The organism is Methylobacterium sp. 174MFSha1.1, assembly GCF_900116815.1.
Classification (GTDB): domain Bacteria; phylum Pseudomonadota; class Alphaproteobacteria; order Rhizobiales; family Beijerinckiaceae; genus Methylobacterium.
In genome coordinates, this window is record NZ_FPCB01000061.1 from 1 (window position 1) to 19358 (window position 19358).

Annotated in this window: 20 protein-coding genes and 4 pseudogenes; 19 read left to right on the plus strand and 5 right to left on the minus strand. The window is 71.2% G+C overall.

Annotated features, from left to right (window positions below; all coding sequences use genetic code 11):
• The first annotated feature begins 501 nt into the window (after nt 1-501).
• The 4 genes from BM430_RS31875 to BM430_RS31890 all read left to right on the plus strand — a co-directional run bounded on the left by BM430_RS31875 (nt 502) and on the right by BM430_RS31890 (nt 5257).
• Nucleotides 502-1023: a (2Fe-2S)-binding protein gene (locus tag BM430_RS31875; RefSeq protein WP_093571217.1), complete on the plus strand. Its 522-nt coding sequence runs from the start codon at nt 502-504 to the stop codon at nt 1021-1023.
• Entirely contained in the window at nt 1020-2033 is a 1014-nt protein-coding gene (locus BM430_RS31880) for an FAD binding domain-containing protein (RefSeq protein ID WP_093571218.1), read from the plus strand. The genes BM430_RS31875 and BM430_RS31880 overlap by 4 nt, the downstream gene beginning before the upstream one ends.
• Nucleotides 2034-2042: 9 nt before the next feature.
• Entirely contained in the window at nt 2043-4280 is a 2238-nt protein-coding gene (locus tag BM430_RS31885; RefSeq protein WP_093571219.1) for a xanthine dehydrogenase family protein molybdopterin-binding subunit, read from the plus strand.
• A gap of 80 nt (nt 4281-4360) precedes the next feature.
• A complete protein-coding gene (locus BM430_RS31890; protein WP_093571220.1) occupies nt 4361-5257 on the plus strand; it encodes an alpha/beta fold hydrolase in 897 nt (298 codons plus the stop codon).
• A gap of 20 nt (nt 5258-5277) precedes the next feature.
• On the opposite strand, the pseudogene BM430_RS31895 reads toward BM430_RS31890, so the two are convergent.
• Nucleotides 5278-5670, minus strand: a pseudogene (locus BM430_RS31895) (LysR substrate-binding domain-containing protein); the annotation flags it as partial.
• Here BM430_RS31895 and BM430_RS31900 point away from each other — a divergent pair.
• From BM430_RS31900 to BM430_RS31925, 6 genes and pseudogenes are all read left to right on the plus strand, one after another.
• Nucleotides 5668-5925 (plus strand): annotated as a pseudogene (locus tag BM430_RS31900) (MFS transporter); the annotation flags it as partial. The pseudogenes BM430_RS31895 and BM430_RS31900 overlap by 3 nt on opposite strands.
• 58 nt (nt 5926-5983) lie before the next feature.
• A pseudogene (locus BM430_RS31905) lies at nt 5984-6597 on the plus strand (LysE family translocator).
• Between the two features lie 94 nt (nt 6598-6691).
• Nucleotides 6692-7375, plus strand: a complete 684-nt coding sequence (locus BM430_RS31910) for a helix-turn-helix transcriptional regulator (RefSeq protein WP_093571221.1) — start codon at nt 6692-6694, stop codon at nt 7373-7375.
• 72 nt (nt 7376-7447) lie between these two features.
• Nucleotides 7448-7813 carry a VOC family protein gene (locus tag BM430_RS31915; RefSeq protein WP_093571222.1) on the plus strand — a complete coding sequence of 122 codons (366 nt, stop codon included), beginning with the start codon at nt 7448-7450 and terminating at the stop codon, nt 7811-7813.
• 100 nt (nt 7814-7913) lie between these two features.
• Nucleotides 7914-8477, plus strand: a pseudogene (locus BM430_RS31920) (isochorismatase family protein).
• A complete protein-coding gene (locus BM430_RS31925) occupies nt 8474-9484 on the plus strand; it encodes a GlxA family transcriptional regulator (protein ID WP_093571223.1) in 1011 nt (336 codons plus the stop codon). The pseudogene BM430_RS31920 and the gene BM430_RS31925 overlap by 4 nt, the downstream one beginning before the upstream one ends.
• 3 nt (nt 9485-9487) lie before the next feature.
• Here BM430_RS31925 and BM430_RS31930 read toward each other — a convergent pair whose 3' ends face one another.
• Both BM430_RS31930 and BM430_RS31935 read right to left on the minus strand, forming a co-directional pair.
• Nucleotides 9488-9922, minus strand: a complete 435-nt coding sequence (locus BM430_RS31930) for a tellurite resistance TerB family protein (RefSeq protein WP_093571224.1) — start codon at nt 9920-9922, stop codon at nt 9488-9490.
• Between the two features lie 166 nt (nt 9923-10088).
• Complete coding sequence (locus BM430_RS31935; protein ID WP_093571225.1) at nt 10089-10898, minus strand: formate/nitrite transporter family protein; 810 nt, start codon at nt 10896-10898, stop codon at nt 10089-10091.
• Between the two features lie 147 nt (nt 10899-11045).
• Here BM430_RS31935 and BM430_RS31940 point away from each other — a divergent pair, with 147 nt between their 5' ends.
• On the plus strand, nt 11046-12317 hold the full coding sequence (locus BM430_RS31940) for an alpha-hydroxy acid oxidase (protein WP_143132194.1): 1272 nt from the start codon (nt 11046-11048) through the stop codon (nt 12315-12317).
• A gap of 321 nt (nt 12318-12638) precedes the next feature.
• Here the strand turns inward: BM430_RS31940 and BM430_RS31945 are convergent, their stop codons facing one another.
• Nucleotides 12639-13625: a l-ornithine N(alpha)-acyltransferase gene (locus tag BM430_RS31945; RefSeq protein WP_093571227.1), complete on the minus strand. Its 987-nt coding sequence runs from the start codon at nt 13623-13625 to the stop codon at nt 12639-12641.
• Nucleotides 13626-13803: 178 nt separating this feature from the next.
• Nucleotides 13804-14199, minus strand: coding sequence for a DUF2267 domain-containing protein (locus BM430_RS31950; RefSeq protein WP_093571228.1), 396 nt, complete (start codon nt 14197-14199; stop codon nt 13804-13806).
• Nucleotides 14200-14471: 272 nt separating this feature from the next.
• Between BM430_RS31950 and rplU the strand changes: the two genes are divergently transcribed.
• The 8 genes from rplU to proB all read left to right on the plus strand — a co-directional run bounded on the left by rplU (nt 14472) and on the right by proB (nt 19328).
• The gene (rplU, locus tag BM430_RS31955) at nt 14472-14789 is read left to right on the plus strand and encodes a 50S ribosomal protein L21 (protein WP_048436258.1); all 318 of its coding nucleotides are present in this window, start codon (nt 14472-14474) and stop codon (nt 14787-14789) included.
• Nucleotides 14790-14833: 44 nt separating this feature from the next.
• The gene (rpmA, locus tag BM430_RS31960) at nt 14834-15115 is read left to right on the plus strand and encodes a 50S ribosomal protein L27 (RefSeq protein WP_093571229.1); all 282 of its coding nucleotides are present in this window, start codon (nt 14834-14836) and stop codon (nt 15113-15115) included.
• A 193-nt stretch (nt 15116-15308) separates the two neighbouring features.
• Entirely contained in the window at nt 15309-15941 is a 633-nt protein-coding gene (locus tag BM430_RS31965) for a GNAT family N-acetyltransferase (RefSeq protein ID WP_093571230.1), read from the plus strand.
• Between the two features lie 66 nt (nt 15942-16007).
• Nucleotides 16008-17036, plus strand: a complete 1029-nt coding sequence (gene obgE, locus BM430_RS31970; protein WP_093571231.1) for a GTPase ObgE — start codon at nt 16008-16010, stop codon at nt 17034-17036.
• A 55-nt stretch (nt 17037-17091) separates the two neighbouring features.
• Entirely contained in the window at nt 17092-17376 is a 285-nt protein-coding gene (locus BM430_RS31975) for a type II toxin-antitoxin system VapB family antitoxin (protein ID WP_093571232.1), read from the plus strand.
• The gene (locus tag BM430_RS31980; RefSeq protein ID WP_093571233.1) at nt 17373-17777 is read left to right on the plus strand and encodes a type II toxin-antitoxin system VapC family toxin; all 405 of its coding nucleotides are present in this window, start codon (nt 17373-17375) and stop codon (nt 17775-17777) included. Before BM430_RS31975 ends, BM430_RS31980 begins: the two co-directional genes overlap by 4 nt.
• Nucleotides 17778-17878: 101 nt before the next feature.
• Nucleotides 17879-18136: a hypothetical protein gene (locus tag BM430_RS31985; protein ID WP_093571234.1), complete on the plus strand. Its 258-nt coding sequence runs from the start codon at nt 17879-17881 to the stop codon at nt 18134-18136.
• A gap of 40 nt (nt 18137-18176) precedes the next feature.
• Nucleotides 18177-19328 (plus strand): glutamate 5-kinase, encoded by a 1152-nt coding sequence (gene proB / locus BM430_RS31990; protein WP_093571235.1) that lies wholly within the window; start codon nt 18177-18179, stop codon nt 19326-19328.
• Nucleotides 19329-19358 lie beyond the last annotated feature (30 nt).

Consider the following 19358-nt stretch of genomic DNA (forward strand, 5'->3'; position numbering starts at 1 on the left):
GCCCTGCGCGTCCTGGGCCTCGAACTGGAAGACGGACTTGGCGATGTCCAGGCCGATGATGCTAATCTGCGTCACGGACGGTCTCCTCGGTTGGGTGTCAGACGACCTCAACCTGGCACTTATGATGCCGGCGGGGGCCGTCCACCCCAACATCCCGGGGCCGCGTAGCGGAACCCGGGATCCATAATTACTGACGGTGCAGAACCCAGCTCGACGCGCTCCGCCATATTCTGAGCCATCGGCGGTTATGGATTCCGGGTTCTCGGCTGCGCCAAGCCCCGGAATGACGCGGAGGGTGCGACATCGAGGGTGTCGTCTCGCACTCGACGGCGATCACCCCGGGATCCCCTCCCCCGCGACCACCCGTCCCCAACCCCCCATACTCCCACGGGGAACGACCCCACACTGGAACGGTTATCGGGTATGCCGCCCGGCTCGTGGGCCGCGCGCCCCTCTCGGCGCGCGGCGGTGCCGGGCCTCCTCACGATCGATGGCAGACCCATGCTGAGCGACAGCGGCTCCTCCGCCCCGCCGGGAACGATCCCGGTCACCCTCACGGTCAACGGGCAGGAGCGCAAGCTTCAGGTCGCGCCCTGGACCACCCTCCTCGACCTCCTGCGCGAGGAACTCGACCTCACCGGAACCAAGAAGGGCTGCGACCACGGCCAGTGCGGCGCCTGCACGGTGATCGTCGACGGCAAGCGGATCAATTCCTGCCTGGCGCTGGCGGTGCAGAAGGACGGCGCCCAGGTCACCACCATCGAGGGCCTGTCCTCAGGTGCCCTCCACCCGGTCCAGGCGGCCTTCGTCGAGCACGACGCCTTCCAGTGCGGCTACTGCACCCCGGGTCAGATCATGTCCGCGGTGGCGCTGATCGAGGAGGGCCGGGCCCGCTCGCGTGAGGAGATCCGCGAGCACATGAGCGGCAACATCTGCCGCTGCGGCGCCTATTCCAACATCGTCGACGCCGTCGAGGACGTGCTGAAGAACAAGGCATCGTCGTTCCGGGAGGCCGCGGAATGAACCGGTTCGACTATACCCGCGCCGGCACCGTGCAGGAGGCCGTGCAGGCGCTGGCCGCCGATCCGGCGGCACGCTTCATCGCCGGCGGCACCAACCTCGTCGACCTGATGAAGTACAACGTCGAGCGGCCGGGGCGGCTGATCGACATCACCCGCCTACCGCTCGACGAGATCGTCCAGCACGAGGGCGGCCTGCGGCTCGGCGCGCTGGTGCCGAACGCCACGCTCGCCTACGACCCGCTGGTCACCGAGCGTTATCCGCTCCTCGCGAGCGCGCTGCTGGCCGGGGCCTCGCCGCAATTGCGCAACGCCGCCACGACCGGCGGCAACCTGCTCCAGCGCACCCGCTGCTACTATTTCTACGACGAGGGCACGCCCTGCAACAAGCGCGAGCCCGGCAGCGGCTGCCCGGCGATGACCGGGATCAACCGCATCCACGCCATCCTCGGCGCCTCGGAGAAGTGCATCGCCACCCACCCCTCCGACATGTGCGTGGCGCTCGCGGCGCTCGACGCGACGGTTCAGGTCGAGGGACCGAACGGCAGGCGCGCCATCCCCTTCGCCGAGTTCCACCGCCTCCCGGGCGACGAGCCTGAGCGCGACACGACGCTGCGCCACGGCGAGATCGTGCTCTCGGTCGACCTGCCCGACGAGGAGTTTTCGAAGCACTACACCTACCTGAAGCTGCGCGACCGTCTGTCTTATGCCTTCGCGCTGGTCTCGGTCGCCGCAGCCCTCGAGATGGACGGCGACACGATCCGCACGGCGCGTCTCGCGCTCGGCGGCGTCGCCCACAAGCCCTGGCGCAACGCGGAGGCCGAGGCGCGCCTCCAGGGCAAGCCGGCGACCCAGGAAAGCTTCCGCGAGGCCGCGGACGTGATCCTAGCCGAGGCCCGGCCCTACACCCACAACGCCTTCAAGGTCGAGCTGGCGCGGCGCGCCATCGTGCGGGGCTTGAGCCAAGCCGCCGCCGGCACACCGCAATCCCAGACCGACAAGCGCATCGCCTAGAGGATCGCCATGGCCACCCCCTCGCATTACGTCGGCACCGCCCGGAGCCGGCTCGACGGCCCCGCCAAGGTGACGGGCGCTGCCAAATACGCCGCCGAGTTCACCGCCCCCGACCTCGCCCACGGCGTCGTCGTATCGAGCGCCATCGCCAAGGGACGCATCACCGCGATCGACACCAAGGCCGCCGAGGCGGTGCCCGGGGTGATCAAGGTGTTCACCCACGAGAACAAGCCGCGCACCGCTTGGCTCGACTACAATTACCGCGACCAGGTCGCGCCCCCCGGCTCGCCCTTCCGGGCGCTCAACGGGCCCGAGATCGTCTATGGCGGCCAGCCGGTGGCCCTGGTGGTGGCCGAGAGCTTCGAGCTCGCCCGCTACGGCGCCACCCTGGTCAGGATCGCCTATGAGGAGGAGGCTCCGAACACCGACCTCGAGAAGAATCGCGACGCGGCCTACGTCCCGCCGAAGAAGCGCTCCGGCATCAAGCCGCCGCCGGATCCGCGCGGCGACGCGTCGGTCGCCTACGACGCGGCGCCGATCCGGCTCCGCCACGAGTACAAGCAGGCGATCGAGCACCACAACCCGATGGAGCCGCACGCCTCGACGGTGGTCTACGAGGGCGGGGGCAAGCTCACCATCCACGACAAGATCCAGGGCGTGAACAACACGCAGGGCTACGTCTGCAGCGTGTTCAACCTGAAGCCCGACGACGTGCGGGTGATCACGCCTTACGTCGGCGGCGGGTTCGGCTCGGGCTTGCGGCCGCAATACCAGCTCTACCTCGCGGTCTCGGCCGCCCTCGACCTCAAGCGCTCGGTCCGGGTGGTGCTGACCCGCGACCAGATGTTCACCTTCGGCTACCGGCCGGAGACCTACCAGACCGTGGCGCTCGGTGCCGACCAGGACGGGCGGCTCCAGGCGCTGACGCACGACGCGGTCGCCGGCACTTCGACCTTCGAGGATTACCAGGAGGCGGTCGTCAACTGGTCGGGCCTGCTCTACCACTGCCCGAACGTCACGCTCGACTATAAGCTCGCCAAGATCGACACCTACACCCCGTCCGACATGCGGGCGCCGGGCGCGGTGACGGGCATCTTCGCCCTCGAATGCGCGATGGACGAGCTCGCCTACGCCACCGGCGTTGATCCGCTGGAATTGCGCCTGCGCAACTACGCCGAGCGCGACGAGGGCGAGGGCAAGGAGTTCACCTCGAAGGCGCTCCGCGCCGCCTACGAGCAGGGCGCGTCGCGCTTCGGCTGGTCGAAGCGCCGGGCGGAGCCGCGGTCGATGCGCGACGGTCGCGAGCTCGTCGGCTGGGGCATGGCGACCGGCGTGTGGGAAGCCATGATGATGCAGTCGAGCGCGAGCGCCACGCTCACGCCCGACGGCAAGCTCGAACTCGCCTGCTCCACCGCCGATCTCGGCACCGGCACCTACACGATCCTCGCCCAGATCGGCGCCGACGCGCTAGGCCTCCCCCTCGACCAGGTCACCACCCGCCTCGGGGACACCGCGCTCCCCGAGGCGCCGCTCGCCGGCGGCTCCTGGACCGCGGCCTCCTCGGGTGCCGCCGTGCAGGCGGCCTGCCGCACGGTGGCGGGGACGCTGTTCGGCTACGCCCGCGGGATGGCGGAGTCGCCGCTCGCCAACGCGGACTTCGCCCACGTGACCTTCGCGGACGGCGAGATCCGGCTCCAGACCGATCCCTCGCGCAAGGTGACGATCGCCGAGGCGATGCGGGCCGGCGGCGTGGAGCGGGTCGAGGCGACCGAGAAGGTCAAGCCGAGCATGCTCACCAACATGCGCTACTCGGCCTACACCCACTCGGCGGTCTTCGCCGAGGTGAAGATCGACGAGGATCTCGGCGTGGTGCGGGTGACGCGGGTGGTGAGCGCCATCGCGGCCGGCAAGATCCTCAACCTCAAGACCGCCCGCAGCCAGATCCTCGGCGGGGTGGTGATGGGGATCGGCGCGGCCCTGGAAGAGGAGTCGATGCTCGACCACACCCTCGGGCGGATCATGAACCACAATCTCGGCGAGTACCACGTGCCGGTGAACGCCGATATCCACGACATCGAGGTGATCTTCGTCGACGAGCACGACGACAAGGTCAGCCCGCTCGGCGTCAAGGGCCTCGGCGAGATCGGCATCGTGGGGGCCGCCGCGGCCGTCGCGAACGCGGTGTTCCACGCCACCGGCAAGCGGGTGCGCGAGTTGCCGATCACCATCGACAAGATCATCGGCTGACCCATCTCAGCCGTGAAGGGGAGCAAGGGCGGGGCCTTCGGGTCCCGCCCTTCGCGTGTGTGGATCGGGGAGCATTGCCCATGGACGTCAACAGCGTCACGGCCGGCGAGGTCGAGATCACCTACGAGGCCTCGGGGCCCGACATGGGCCAGCCGGTCCTGCTGCTGCACGGCTGGCCGGACGATCCGCGGACCTTCGACGGCGTGGTGCCGAAGCTGAACGCCGCCGGCTGGCGCACCATCGTGCCCTACTGGCGCGGCTGCGGGCCGACGAAGTTCCTGAACGCCGAGGGCCCGCGGACCGGCGAGACCGCGGCCCTCGCCACCGACATCCTCGCCTTCATGGATGCGCTCGGTTTCTCGCGCCTGCCGGTGGTCGGGCACGATTGGGGCGCGCGGGTCGTCTATCTGCTCGCCGCCGCCCGGCCGCAGCGCGTCTCGTCCATCGCCGCCCTGTCGGTGCCCTGGGCGCCCGGCCGGATCGGCGTGCCGCCGCTGCCGCAGGTGCGGGCCTTCTGGTACCAGTGGTTCATGAACACCGAGCCGGGCGCCGCCTTCGTGCGCGAGAACCCCCTCGCCTTCGCCCGCGAGCAATGGGTGGCCTGGAGCCCCCCCGGCCCCTGGTTCACCGACGAGACCTTCGGCAAGACCGCGCCGTCGCTCCAGAACCCGGACTGGGCCGCCGTCACCCTCAACTTCTACCGCTCGCGCTGGGGCGCCGACGCGCCCGACCCGCGCTTTTCCGAACTCAGGCAGGCGGCGGAGGAGGCGACCGGCATCGCGGTGCCGACCCTGGTGATCCACGGCGCCGAGGATTCCTGCACGCTGCCGGCCTCGTTCGCAGGCCAGGAGCAGCATTTCACCGGGCCGTACCGGCAGGTGCAGCTCGACGGGGTCGGCCACTTCCCGACCCGGGAGGCGCCGGACCAGGTGGCGGAGGCGCTGCTGACGCATCTGGGCGAGGTCGGGCAGCATTGACGAGCCGGATCGCGGCTCGGTCATCCTCCCGGTGACCGGGCCCGCATCCGCTCCGCCAGGAAATCGACCAGGACGCGCACCCGCGCCGGAACCGTCGCACCGCCGACGAACACCGCGTGGATGCTCTCGCGGTCCTGCGGGTTGTAGGCTTCGAGGAGGGGGACGAGCCGGCCGCTCGCCACCTCCTCCTGGATGTGGAAGCTCCCGACCCGGGTGATGCCCACCCCCTGGACCGCGAGCTGCACCAGCGTCTCGCCGCTATTGGCCGTGAGGTTGCCCCGGACCGCGAGCAGGACATCGCGGCCCGCCTCACGGAAGGGCCAGCCGGGCTCGATGCGCCGGAAGCTGAAATCCAGGCAATTGTGCCGCGCGAGATCGGCCGGGACGAGCGGCACGCCGGCGCGGGCGAGGTGCCGCCGCTCCAGATGCGGGTGGTGAGCGCCGCGGCGGCAGCCCCGAACCTCGCCTCGGCGATGAATATCGGCGCCTTCAACCTCGGCAACGCGATCGGGGCCGCCCTCGGCGGTGGAGTGATCGATGCCGGCCTCGGCTTCCCGGCGGTGTCGCTGGCGGGCGCCGCCGCGGCCGGAACGGCGCTCGCGCTGATGCTCGGCCTGCGGCGCAGGACGCAGCCCTCGCCTCTCGCCACGGTGCGCGGTTGCCTCTGAGGCAGGTCTGGCCCGATCCTTGGATGGAAGTTGGGCTCGCTCTCGCAGAGGCTGCATGATGGACACGACGACCCTCCTCGCCTTCGCGGCCGCCTTCCTGGTCTTCGCCGCGAGCCCTGGGCCCGACAACATGACCATCGTCGCCCGCACCCTGTCGCACGGGCCGGCGGCGGGCCTCGCCTACGGGTTCGGCATGGTGGGGGCATCCTCGCCGTCCTGGTCCTCACCGCCGGCGGGCTCGCGGTCGTGGCGCGGGAGATGGGGGCGGTGATGACGGTCCTGCGCTATCTCGGTGCCGCCACTCTCGTCTGGGCCGGGATCCGCCTCTGGACCGCCGAGCCCGTGCTGCCGGCGGAGCGCGCGGGCGGCGCGGCGCCGAGCCTGGCGGCGAGCGTCCTCACCGGCTTCGCCCTCAACCTCGGCAACCCGAAGATGCCGCTGTTCGCTCTCGCCCTGTTGCCGAACGTGGTCGGCGGCGCCCTCGCCCCGGCGCAGGTCGGAATCCTCGCCGGTGTGATCGTGGCGGTCGAGGCCGTGGTGATCGGCGGCCACGTCCTCCTGGCCGGCCGGCTGCGGCGCACCCTGCGCACCCGTCTCGCGGTCCGGCGCGCGAACCGGATCGCCGGCGGGGTGATGGTCGGAGCCGGCGTGGCGGTGGTCTCGGCGCGCTGATCCCGCCGGCCGACTGGTCGCGGGTGCGGGCATTCCGTCCCGGCGTTTCGTCTGCCAGGAAGCGGCGTCCGATTCGCCGCGAGTGCCCGACACCATGTCCCGTGCCGAACGCCTGCTCGACCTCATCCAGGTCCTGCGCCGTCACCGCGGCCCGGTCAGCGGCCGGCATCTCGCGGAAGCGACGGGCGTCAGCCTGCGCACCCTGTACCGCGACATCGCCAGCCTCCAGGCGCAGGGGGCGGCGATCGAGGGAGAGCCGGGTCTCGGCTACGTCCTGCGCCCCGGCTTCACCCTGCCGCCGCTGATGTTCAGCGAGGAGGAGATCGAGGCCCTGGTCCTCGGCATGCGCTGGGTGGCGGGGCGGGCCGACACGCCGCTGGCGGCGGCGGCGGGCGATGCGCTGGCGAAGATCGCCGCGGTCCTGCCGCCGGCCCTGAGCGACCGGCTCGACGCCTCGACCCTGATGGTCGGCCCGGCGGAGACGGCGCCGGAGCGCATCGACCTTTCGGCCCTGCGCGGCGCCATCCGGGCCCAGCACAAGGTGGCGATCCGCTACCGCGACGCGGGCGGCGCGGAATCCGAGCGGGTGGTCTGGCCCTTCGCCCTCGGCTTCTTCGAGCGGGTGCGGGTCGTCGTCGCCTGGTGCGAGGCGCGAGACGACTTTCGCCATTTCCGCACCGACCGGATCGAGGCCCTGGGCCTCACCGGGGCGCGCTATCCCCGCCCTCGCCACGCCCTCTTGCGGGAGTGGCGCACCCTCCAGGGCATCGCCCCCTGATCGCTGCTGCCGGAATCTGTCAGCGGGGCCGCGTAGATCCCGGGGGCACCGCACCAGACCGGAGCCCCAACGATGCTTCAGCCGTCCTACACCCTCCTCTACGTCGAGAACCCCGAGGCGAGCGGCCGCTTCTACGCCGCCCTGCTCGGCCGCGCCCCGGTCGAGGCGGGTCCGACCTTCGTGCTGTTCGCCTTCGAGAACGGATTGAGGCTCGGCCTGTGGTCCCGCCACACCGTCGTGCCGGCGGCAACGGTCGCCGGCGGCGCGACCGAGGTCGCGGTCACGGTCGCGGACGACGATGCCCTCGCGGCTTTGCATGCCGACTGGGTCGCCCGCGGCCTCACGATCCTCCAGCCGCCGACCGAGGTGGATTTCGGCCGCACCTTCCTGGCCCTCGATCCCGACGGACATCGCCTGCGCGTCTTCCGGCCGGGCTAGAAGCCTGTCCTTTTTCGTCCGCTTCCGGTCCGGACGCGGCCTTTCGGGCCTCGGTGCGGCGCCTATCCTGGCGCCGTCTCAACCCGTAAGGATCAGGCCCATGCCGGACACCGCCCTCCTCGTGATCGACGTCCAGGAATCCTTCCGCCACCGCCCCTACTGGGACGAGGCGGACCTTCCCCGCTTCCTCGAACGGAGTCAGACCTTGATCGACGGCGCCGTGGCGCGAAACGTCCCCGTGCTGCAGGTCTTCCACGTCGACGAGGCGGGAGGATCGTTCTCCCTCGCCTCCGGCCATGTCCGCACCCTGGAGCCCCTGCGGCTCACGCCCGACGCGGTGTTCCACAAGAGGCGCCACTCTGCGCTGGTCGGCAGCGGGCTCGAGGTCTGGCTGAACTAGAACGGCATCCGCCGGCTGATCGTCAGCGGCATCCGCACCGAGCAGTGCTGCGAGACCACCACCCGGCACGCCTCGGATGTCGGCTACGCGGTCGATTACGTCGCGGAGGCGACCCTGACCTTCGCGATGACCGATGCCGCCGGGCGGCGCTGGAGCGCCGACGAGATCCGGGCCCGCACCGAACTGGTGCTGGCCGGGCGCTTCGCCCGCATCGCCACCGTCGAGCAGGCGCTGGACGGGCCGGCCGCACGCCTCGCCGCATGAGCGCGCCGGCGGACAACTCGGCCGCCTCGCCGGTCATCCTGCCGGTCGTCGTGGTATGTCCGCCGCGCACCCTGCTCCTCGACGCGGCCGGGCCCGTCGAGGTGCTGCGCAAGGCCAACCTGCTTCAGGACCGGGTGCAGTTCCGCGTCAGCCATGTCGGGCCGCATCCGGAGGTCACGAGCTCGACCGGGCTCGGCCTCGCGGGTCTCAAGCCCCTGCCCACGCCGCTGCCGGACGGGGCGACCGTGGTGCTCGCCGGCACGGCGGAGCGGGTCCTCGACGATCCCTCGCCTCCCGGCGACCACGAGCGGGACGCCGAGGCGGTGGTCGTCGCCTGGCTGCGGGAGACGATCCGGCCGGGTCACCGCCTGGTCTCGATCTGCTCCGGTGCCCTGCTGGCCGCCCGGGCCGGGCTCCTCGACGGGCATGCCTGCACCACCCATCACGCGGCCTGCGCCGACCTCGCGGCCCTCGCCCCCGCGGCGCGGGTACTGGAGGACCGGCTGTTCGTCGAGGACCGCGAGCGGCTGACCAGCGCCGGCATCACCGCCGGCATCGACCTGATGCTGCATCTGGTGGCGCGCCTCGTCGATCCGGCCTGCGCGGCGGCGGTGGCGCGCTACCTTGTCGTCTACCTGCGCCGGGCCGGCAACGACCCTCAGATCTCGCCCTGGCTCGACGGGCGCAACCATCTCCATCCGGCGATCCACCGGGTGCAGGACGCGGTGAGCGCCGATCCGGCCCGGGCCTGGAGCCTGGAGGCGCTCGCCGACATCGCCGCCACCAGCCCGCGCCACCTGTCGCGGCTGTTCAACCGCCATGCCGGGATGAGCCTGCCGGCTTACATCAACGGCTTGCGGGTGGCCTTGGCCCGCGACCTCCTCGCCCAGACCCGCCTTGACATGGAGCGCGTCGCCGAGCGCGCGGGCTTCGCCTCGCCGCGCCAGCTCCGCCGGGCCTGGGGCCGCCTGCACGACCGGCCGCCGAGCGCGCTGAGGGACGGCTGACGTTCAGGAGAGGAGCGCGTCCCGGTCGAGCCCGAGCGCGCCGGCCACCTCGGTCAGGGCCCGGTGCTCGGACGGGCTGATGCCCTCGAAGTCGGCCACGTCGGCAGCGATGAGGAAGACGCTCTGGCGCTGCTCGGCCGGGCGCTCGGCCAAAGCCTCGATGAAGTGAATGTTCTGCATCCGCCCGGCCCGGGTGCGGGCGCGGCCGATCGCGTCGTAGAGCTCCTCCTCCAGCATCAGGCTGTCGTAGCCCTTCTCGAGGATCGGATCGGCCAGCATGCCCTTCAGCGCCGCCTCGAACTCGGCGCCCGCGACCTCGCCGTCGGCCACGATCACGTTGGCGCAGGCCGACACCGCGGCCCGCATTAGGGGCGCGTCGCCCGCATAGGCCGTCACCGTCTGCTTGAACCGGCCGAAGGCCGCCTGAACGAGGCTCATCGGTCTCCCTTTTCTCAGCGATCCGTCGCGCCCTGCTTAGCAAGCGCGGCGAGGCGAGAAAATCGGCAGCCTGCCGCAGCGCAGCACGAACCGCCCGCCGATCCTGGTGCACTCATAGCTCCTGCCTCACTCATAGCTCCTGCCTCACTCAAAGCTCCTGCCGGACTCACAGTTCCTGCCGGACTTGGGCGTGGGCCAAGAGCGCGAACAGGCCGGTGCCGCCGACGACGTTGCCGATCAGCGCCGGCAGGATCATCCCGCCGAGCACGTGCCCGGAGCCGGCCTCGCCAGCGGCGAGCAGCAGGAACGCCTCCGCCGCGCCCGCGACCACGTGGGTGAAGTCGCCGAGCACGATCGCGAAGGTGAGGGTGAAGACGATCCAGAACTCGGACCCGCCCGACGCCGCCCGCAGCCACGCCACGGTGGCGATCAGGAAGCCCGCCGGAATGCCCTGGAGCAGCATCGCCGACGGCGCCTTGTGCATCAGGCTCTCGCGCGACACCGCCAGCATCGCGTCGCGCAGGTCCTCGCCCGTCAGGTGGCCGTGGATGACGAGCGCCGCCGCCACGGCGGTGCCGACGAGGTTGCCCAGCAGCACGATCCCCCACAGCCGCGCCGTCGCCGCGAGCGCCCGCCGGCTCGGCCGGGTGACGAGGGGCAGCACGGTGACGATCGTCTGCTCGGTGAAGAGCTGCAGCCGCCCGAGGATCACGATCAGGAAGCCGAGGGGATAGCCGAGCTGCGAGACCAGAGTGCGGGCCGCCATGTCGGGCGGCAGCTTGTGGTGCAGCGCGCCCTGCGCGATCACCGACGCCGTGATGGCGATGCCGGCGGCGACCCCGGACCAGAACAGCGAACCGGCGGGTCGCTCCAGCTCCTCCTCGCCCTGCTTGCGCACCGCCTCGTGGACGATGGTGGCGCGGGGCGCCGAGCGGTCCTCGATCTCGCCGCGCTCCGCCTCGTCCCGGTCCGCCATGTGATCCCGCGCCGCCCGTCAGTGATGGAGCGGGTTCGACGCGCGGCCTCTGGACCGGTTCCGCTTCCCTAGCCGCCGGTTGCGGCCGGCCGGGCGCCGGTGCTACCCGTCTGGCGACCGGATCGAAGAACCGGAGGGGAGGCAAGCGTGGATGCAGACGAGCCCCGCACGGGGCGGGCCCTCGCCCCGCGGCCGTCCTCCGCCCTGACGCGGCCCGCGCCGGCCCGGGCGGCCCCGGTGGCGCCCGCCGCCCCGACCCGCCTGACCGCCCGGTTGCACCGGGCCTTCGCCATCGCGGACCTGCGCGACCAGGCCGCCCGGCGGCTGCCGAAGGCGGTGTTCGACTTCATCGACGGCGGCGCCGAGGACGAGCGCTCCTTACGCGACAACGTCGAGGCCTTCGATTCCTGGATGCTGATGCCGCGGGTCGGCGTCGATGTCGGCACCCGCGACCTCTCCCGGCCGATCCTGGGCGTCCCGTCGTCCCTGCCGATCATGATGGCGCCGACCGGGCTCGCCGGGTTCTTCTGGCCCGACGGCGAGGTGGCGGGGGCGCGAGCCGCCGCCCGGGCCGGCATCCCCTACTGCCTCTCGACCAACTCCGTCGGCTCGATCGAGCACGTGGCGGACGGCGCGCCGGAGGGCGAGCGCTGGTTCCAGCTCTACTTCCTGCGCGATCGGGACTGGATGCAGGCGCTGCTGCGCCGGGCCGCCGCTTCGCGCTACCGGGTCCTGTGCCTCACCGTCGACCTCGCGGTGCAGGGACGGCGCGAGCGCGACCTGCGCAACGCCTTCACCATGCCGCTGCGGCCGCGCCTCTCCACCGCCCTCGACCTCGCCCGCCGCCCGGCCTGGCTCGCCGGCGCCGCCCGCTCGCGGCTGGGCTTCGGCAACTTCCAGGTGGCGGGCAGCGGCTTCACCAGCGTGGCGCAGCACGTCGCCTCGCTGTTCGACCCCTCGGCGAACTGGGACGACATCGCCCGCATCCGCGACCAGTGGCGCGGCCCGATGGCGCTGAAGGGCCTCCTGCACCCGGCCGACGCCGAGAAGGCGGTGGCGCTCGGGATCGAGGCGGTGATCGTCTCCAACCACGGCGGCCGCCAGCTCGACGACGTGCCGGCGGCGATCGCGGCGCTGCCCGACGTGGCCGAGGCGGTGGGGAGCCGCGCCGAAATCATCCTCGACGGCGGCGTGCGCCGCGGCACCGACGTGATCAAGGCGCTGGCGCTCGGTGCCACCGCCTGCAGCCTGGGCCGTCCCTTCCTGTGGGGCCTGTCGGCCGGCGGGTCCGAGGGCGTCTCCCGGGCGATCGAGATCTTCCGGAGCGAACTCGACAACGCCATGACGCTGCTCGGGACGCCGAATCTCGACGCGATCACGCGGGACCACGTGCGGGCGCGGCGGGGTGGCGGGTGGTGAGGGCGGAAGCCCTGACCAGTGTCAAGCCGCGTGCGTTCGGCGCCATCGGGTTGTTTGATGGACGACCAGGGTTTTCACATCCTCCACGTCATTCCGGGGCCGCGCAGCGGAGCCCCGAATCCAGAAGCGCGGAGAGCTCAGGACGGAGCGGTGAGCGTTACGCTCACTTCTCTACCACCTGAGTGTCTGCATTCCGGGCTCCGCTTTCGCGGCCCCGGAATGACACAGAGGGTGTCATTGATGGTGGGTGAGTCGAGAAGGCAGTTCGATCGCTTTCACCGAACTTCCCAATCCACGCCCTTCATTCGGGTCACCGCCCCCTCACGCCGCGTGCCGCCCGGCCTCCGCGCCGAAATGCCCGATATAGCGCTTGGCGATGGCGTCCACCGGCAGCACCACGAACACGTCGGTTGTGCCGAACTGGCGATCGACCACCGCGCCGTCGCCGAAGGTGGCGCCGACCCGAAGATACCCCTTGATCAGCGGCGGCAGGGCCTGGAGAGCGGATTTGGGGTCGATCGCCTCGCGGCTGAGGCGGTCCATGGCGACGTGGCGGCCCGGGAGCGCGCGGGCGCGCCAGCCCTCGGGCGCGCGGGCGAAGTGGTGCAGGAAGCTCAGGGGCAGGGCCAGGCGATCGGGATCGGTGCCCTCCAGGCTGGCGCAGCCGAGCATCGCGTCGATGCGGTGATGCAGCACGTAGGTCCAGATGCCGTGCCAGAGCAGCTCGACGGTGCGCTTGGTGCGGTAGGGCTTGAGCACGCAGGAGCGGCCGAGCTCCAGGAGCCGCTTGCCGGCATTGGCCTCCAGCACCGGGCCGAGATCGTACTCGCCGGCGGTGTAGAAGCCGAAATGCCGGTCGGCCTGCTCCTGGCGCAGCAGCCGGTAGGTGCCGACGACCCGGGGCTTCGGCTTGCGGAAGGGTTTTTGCTCCTGGGCGGCGTGGTCGATCACCAGGAGGTGGTCGCAGACTGCGTCGTACTCGTCGGCGTCGCGGCGCTTGAGCAGCGCCATGCCGGTCGGGATCGCCGCCATCTCCTCGTAGAACACCCGATAGCGCAGGCGCTGGGCCCGCTTGACCTCCTTCGGTGTCGTCGCGAGGCGTACCTCGAGCGAGCCGATGCGGCCGAGCACCGGGTCGAGGCCGGGGGTCTCGAAATGTTTCAGGCGCGGGAAGAGGCGGGAGGGCTGGGCCAGTCCCTTGAGGTGGATGCCGCCCTCCGCGGCGCGGCCGATGAGGCGCGCGAGGGGAATGCCGGGCGGAGCATCGCGGCCGTCGCCGGCCGGGCCGCGGGTGAGGAACGGAACCATGATCGAGGCATCCCGTGCGGCGCCGACCGATCCGGCGCCAAGAGTCCGGCGCCAGGCGGGCTTGAGCGCCCTGCGCGGCGACAAGACACCACGAAACCCCGCACGGGAATATGACAGGGGTTTACGAAGTCCGAGAACCAGTTGGCGGGGCGCTGCCGCCCCGCCGCGTGAAGAACCGTCAGACGAACTGGTTCAGGCCCGGGATCGAGCCGACGATCGGCCCCATCACGTCCTCGCCGGCCTTCTCGCGGCCATAGGCGAACAATTCGCGGCCGAGCGGCTGCATCTGGCCCATCGGCACGCCGGCCGACATCAGCTTCTGGCCGAGCGCCATCACGCCGCCGCCCATCATGCCGCCGAGCATCCCCATCAGGCCGCCGCCGCCCTCGCCGGGGCCGCCGTCGCCGGACTGGGCGATCGCCGCGTCGGCGCCCGGCATGGCGGCGATCAACTTGTTGACCTCCTCGGCCGGGCCCTCCTTCTGCAGGAAGGCCAGGATGAGCCCGATCGCCTTCTGGGCCGTGGTCGCGTCGAGGCCCGTGGCCTGCGTCACCCGGGCAACAAGCTCTTCCATCGTGGTCTCCCGCTCCTCCGGCTCGAGCCGTCCGGCCCGCCGCCGGGCGGTCTTCGGCGAAGGAGGGCGGGAAATCAAGGCGGGGCGGCGAAACCGCGCCCTCCGCCGTTGACAGGCGGCGCCCGCGCCCGTAACGGTGCCATCTGGCGCGCGGGCTGCACGGTCCGCGCGCCGTCGCGTTCGCGATGACCCTTTCGGGCTCCCGAACGTCAACTGTCAAAAAGACGACCCCGGCAGGGTGCCGGAGGCCGGATGGAACACGGACGAGAACGATGTTCGCAGTGATCAAGACCGGCGGCAAGCAGTACCGCGTCGCCGCCAACGACGTCATCACGATCGAGAAGCTCGAGGGCGAGGCCGGCACCGCCGTCACCTTCGGCGAAGTGCTGCTGTTCACCGACGGCGCCGGCGCGACCCAGGTCGGCGCCCCGCTGGTGTCGGGCGTCAGCGTCGCCGGCGAGATCGTGAAGCAGGCCCGCGGCCCGAAGGTCATCGCCTTCAAGAAGCGCCGCCGCCAGAACTCGCGCCGCAAGCGCGGTCACCGCCAGGACCTCACCGTGGTCCGCGTCACGGGCATCAGCGCCGCCTAAAGGCTGGCTGCGAGCCCTTTTTCCAGAATTCAGGAGTTAGCCCCATGGCTCACAAGAAGGCAGGCGGTTCGTCCCGCAACGGTCGCGATTCGGCTGGTCGTCGTCTCGGCGTGAAGAAGTTCGGCAGCGAGGCCGTGATCGCCGGCAACATCATCGTGCGTCAGCGCGGCACCAAGTGGCATCCCGGCGTGAATGTCGGCATGGGCACCGACCACACCCTGTTCGCGCTGACCGCCGGCAAGGTGCAATTTATTACCAAACGAGGCCGCGCCTTCGTAACGGTCGTCGCCAACGACGCCGCCCCGGCCCTGGAGGCCGCAGAATAACCCGACGGAGCCAGTGACGAGGGAGCTCCGCCGGTGTCCCCACACCGACCCGGCGACTCCTGCTCATCTTAGGCCCCGATACGGCCAAGCTCCGAGCGAGATCACGAGGGGAAGGTGGGGCACCACCTTCCCCTTCGTCGTTCTCGCAACCGTGCCAGAGCGGGAGGCTCTGGGTACGGATCGGAGTCAGGCGATGTTTCCCGACCTCACCCGCGACGATGTCTTCCGGCTCGAGACCCGGAGGCTGTGGCTGCGCTGGGCCCGTCAGGCCGACGCGCAAGCCCTCGTCCGTCTCGCCGGTGAGAAAGCCGTAGCCGGGATGACCGCGCGCATTCCGCATCCGCTCGATCCGCCGACCGTGGACACGTTCATCCTCGAGTCGCGGCAGGCCAATGCGGATGGGCGGGCGCTCGTCATGGCGATCACGCCGCGGCGCCACCCGACCCAGGCGATCGGCATCGTCAGCATCGAGCCCGATCCGGACGGCGCGCCGCATCTCGGCTACTGGCTCGGCACGCCGCATTGGGGCCAGGGCCTGGCCACGGAGGCCGCGCGGGCGATGATCGACGCCTTCTTCGCCTACACGGAGGGGAGCGAGCTCACCGCGTCGGCCCGGGTGGTCAACCCGGCCTCGCGGCGGGTGCTGGAGAAGTGCGGCTTCGCCTCGGTCGGCTCCGGCCTGCAGGCCTTCCCGGCCCGGGGCGGCGTCTTCCCGGTCGACCGCTTCCGGCTCGACCGGCGGGCCTGGGACAGCCTGAAGACCTGGCACGCCGCGGGCCTCGTCTTCGAGCGTCACGACCGGGCGGAATGCCGGGCCGGCGCCTGATCTGATACAAGCAACGGCGGCCGGGGCCCCTCCCCGGCCTCCTCGAACCTAGTCTGGAGTGATCCCGTGAAGTTCCTCGACGAGGCCAAGGTCTACGTCCGCTCGGGAGACGGCGGCGCCGGCTGCGTCTCGTTCCGGCGGGAGAAGTTCATCGAGTTCGGCGGGCCCGACGGCGGCGACGGCGGCCGGGGCGGCGACGTCTGGATCGAGTGCGTCGAGGGGCTGAACACCCTGATCGACTACCGCTACCAGCAGCACTTCAAGGCGCGCAAAGGCGAGCACGGCTCGGGCCGCAACCGCGCCGGGGGCAAGGGCGAAGACGTGGTGCTGAAGGTGCCGGCCGGCACCGAGATCCTGTCCGAGGACCGCGAGACCCTGATCGCCGACATGACCACCGTCGGCCAGCGGGTGCGCCTCGCCAAGGGCGGCAATGGCGGCTTCGGCAACGCCTACTTCACCACCTCGACCAACCGCGCCCCGAAACATGCCAATCCGGGCCTGGAGGGCCAGGAGCACTGGCTCTGGCTGCGCCTCAAGCTCATCGCCGATGCCGGCCTCGTCGGGCTGCCGAATGCCGGCAAGTCGACCTTCCTCGCCGCCGTGACGGCAGCGAAGCCCAAGATCGCCGACTACCCCTTCACCACCCTGCATCCGGGCCTCGGCGTGGTGCGGGTCGATACCCGCGAATTCGTGCTCGCCGACATCCCGGGCCTGATCGAGGGCGCGCACGAGGGCATCGGCCTCGGCGACAAGTTCCTCGCCCATGTCGAGCGCTGCCGGGTGCTGCTCCACCTCGTCGAGGGCACGACCGAGGATGCCGGCGCCGCCTACCGGCTGGTGCGCACCGAGCTCGAAGCCTACGGCCACGGCCTGGAGGAGAAGCCCGAGGTGGTCGCCCTCTCGAAGGCCGACGCCCTCGACCCCGAGACCCTGGCGCTCCAGGTCGAGCGGCTGGAGGCGGAGACCGGCCAGAAACCCCTGATCCTGTCCTCGGCGACGCGGCAGGGCGTCACGGAAGCCCTGCGCACCCTGATGGCGCGCATGGACGAGGCGGCAGCCGAGGCGCCGGTGGAGCGGGCGGCCTGGCAGCCTTAAGCCTTGAGGTTGACGCGCGTCACGCGGTAGTCTCCGCGCAGGCGGGAGATGCCCCATGGCCGAGCCTCTGATCATCGACAGTGACGAGACGCTGCGGCTGGTCCGTCGTCTCGCGGAGCGTCTCGGGACAACCCCGGACGACGCCGTCGCGCAGGCGCTACGGGCCTATGACGAGACGTCGGCGGCGCGTGCCCTTATGACTCCACGGCAACCCCTTCGGGATCGGGAAGCCTTCATCGCCGACATCCTGGCGCGCGGCGCGGCTGTCAGGGCCAAACTGCCGCCGGGGACGAACTCCGATCACAGCGACCTCTACGACGAGGATGGCCTGCCGCGATGATCGCGGTCGATACGTCGGCGCTGCTCGCCATAGCCTTCGGCGAGCCGGAGGCGCAAACCTTTCTCGCCGCATTGGCGCGGGAAGACTGTGTCTTGGGCACACCGACAGCCCTGGAAGCGCATATCGCCGTCGAGCGCCGCGGCGAGCCCGATGCGACAGCCATCCTGCGTGATCTCATGGTGCTCGCGAATCTTACACTCCTCCCTTTTACGGCAGCCCATACCTTCATCGCTCAACAGGCATTCGATCGGTACGGGAAAGGTCGCGGGCATCCCGCGTCCTTAAACTTCGGCGACTGCTTGTGCTACGCGATCGCCAAGCGTGACAATCTTCCTCTGCTGTTCAAGGGGAACGATTTCAGCAGGACGGACCTCGTGCCTGCCCTGAGCGTGCAGCCTTGATTCCGAGCTCGACCAAGCTTGCTGCATTGCGAGGCTGGCTTTGATCCTCTTCGCCGGATGACGACCAAGGCGTAGAAAGTCGAATCGCAACGGAGCGGCTCATGGCGAAGCGTCCTGTCACCGATCCCGCCGATATCGCCGAGCGGATGCGCCAGACTCCGGAGAGGACGCCCAGCGACGCCACGCGTTCCTTGCACGGATCCGAAGCGCACACCGCCGCGAAGGCTTCGCTCCTTCCCGCCCAACAGGAGGTTTACGATGCCCTGCGCGCCCTGGTGAAGAACGTGGCACCACACCGACTGCCCGGCGCAACCTCGGATCACTCCGACTTCTACGACGAGAACGGCCTGCCGGTATGATCGCCCTCGACATGCCCGCGCTCCCATGACACTCGGCCCCATGCTCACTTACTCCGCGCCCCGCCCGCCCGAGACCCCCACCCTCGACCAGTTCCGCCGCGTCGTCCTGAAGGTCGGCTCGGCGCTCCTCGTCGACCGGGCGCGAGGGCGGCTGCGGCATGCCTGGCTGGCGGCCCTCGCCGAGGACATCGCCGATTTGCACGGCCGCGGCGTCGACGTGCTGGTGGTCTCCTCCGGCTCGATCGCGCTCGGGCGCACGGTGCTCAACTTCGCCCCCGGCCCCCTGCGGCTGGAGGAGAGCCAGGCCGCCGCGGCGGTGGGGCAGATCGCGCTCGCCCGGCACTGGTCGGAGGCGCTCGCCCATCACGGCATCGTCGCCGGCCAGATCCTGGTGACGCCGCAGGACACCGAGGAGCGCCGGCGCTACCTCAACGCACGGGCCACCACGCTCAAGCTCCTGGAGGAGCGCGCCGTGCCGGTCGTCAACGAGAACGACACGGTGGCGACCTCGGAGATCCGCTACGGCGACAACGACCGCCTCGCCGCCCGGGTCGCCACGATGATCGGCGCCGACCTCCTGGTGCTGTTCTCCGACATCGACGGGCTCTACACCGCCCCGCCGGCGAGCGATCCCAGCGCCGAGCACTTGGCCGTCATCGCCCGGATCACCCCGGAGATCGACGCCATGGCGGGTGGTCCCGCCTCGGAGCTGTCCCGCGGCGGCATGCGCACCAAGGTCGAGGCGGCCAAGATCGCCGTCGCGGGCGGCACCCACATGATGATCGCCGACGGGCGCCCGAAGAACCCGCTCAAGGCGGTGGCGGCGGGCGCGCGCTGCTCATGGTTCCTCGCCGGCTCGACGCCGGGCGCGGCCCGCAAGACCTGGATCGCCGGCTCGCTGGAGCCGCGGGGCACCCTGACGATCGATGCCGGCGCGGCCCGCGCGCTCCAGGGCGGGGCGAGCCTGCTGCCGGTCGGCGTGGTCCGGGTCGAAGGCAGCTTCAGCCGCGGCGACGCGGTGACGATCCGGGCCCGCGACGGGGGGGTCCTCGGCCGCGGCCTCGTCGCCTACGACAGCGACGATGCCGGACGCATCGTCGGGCGGTCGAGCCGGGAGATCGAGGCGGTCCTCGGCTATCCGGGCCGGGCCGCCATGGTGCACCGGGACGACCTCGCCCTGGTGGGCGACTGACCCGCGGCCGGACGGGCCACACCTTTTCAG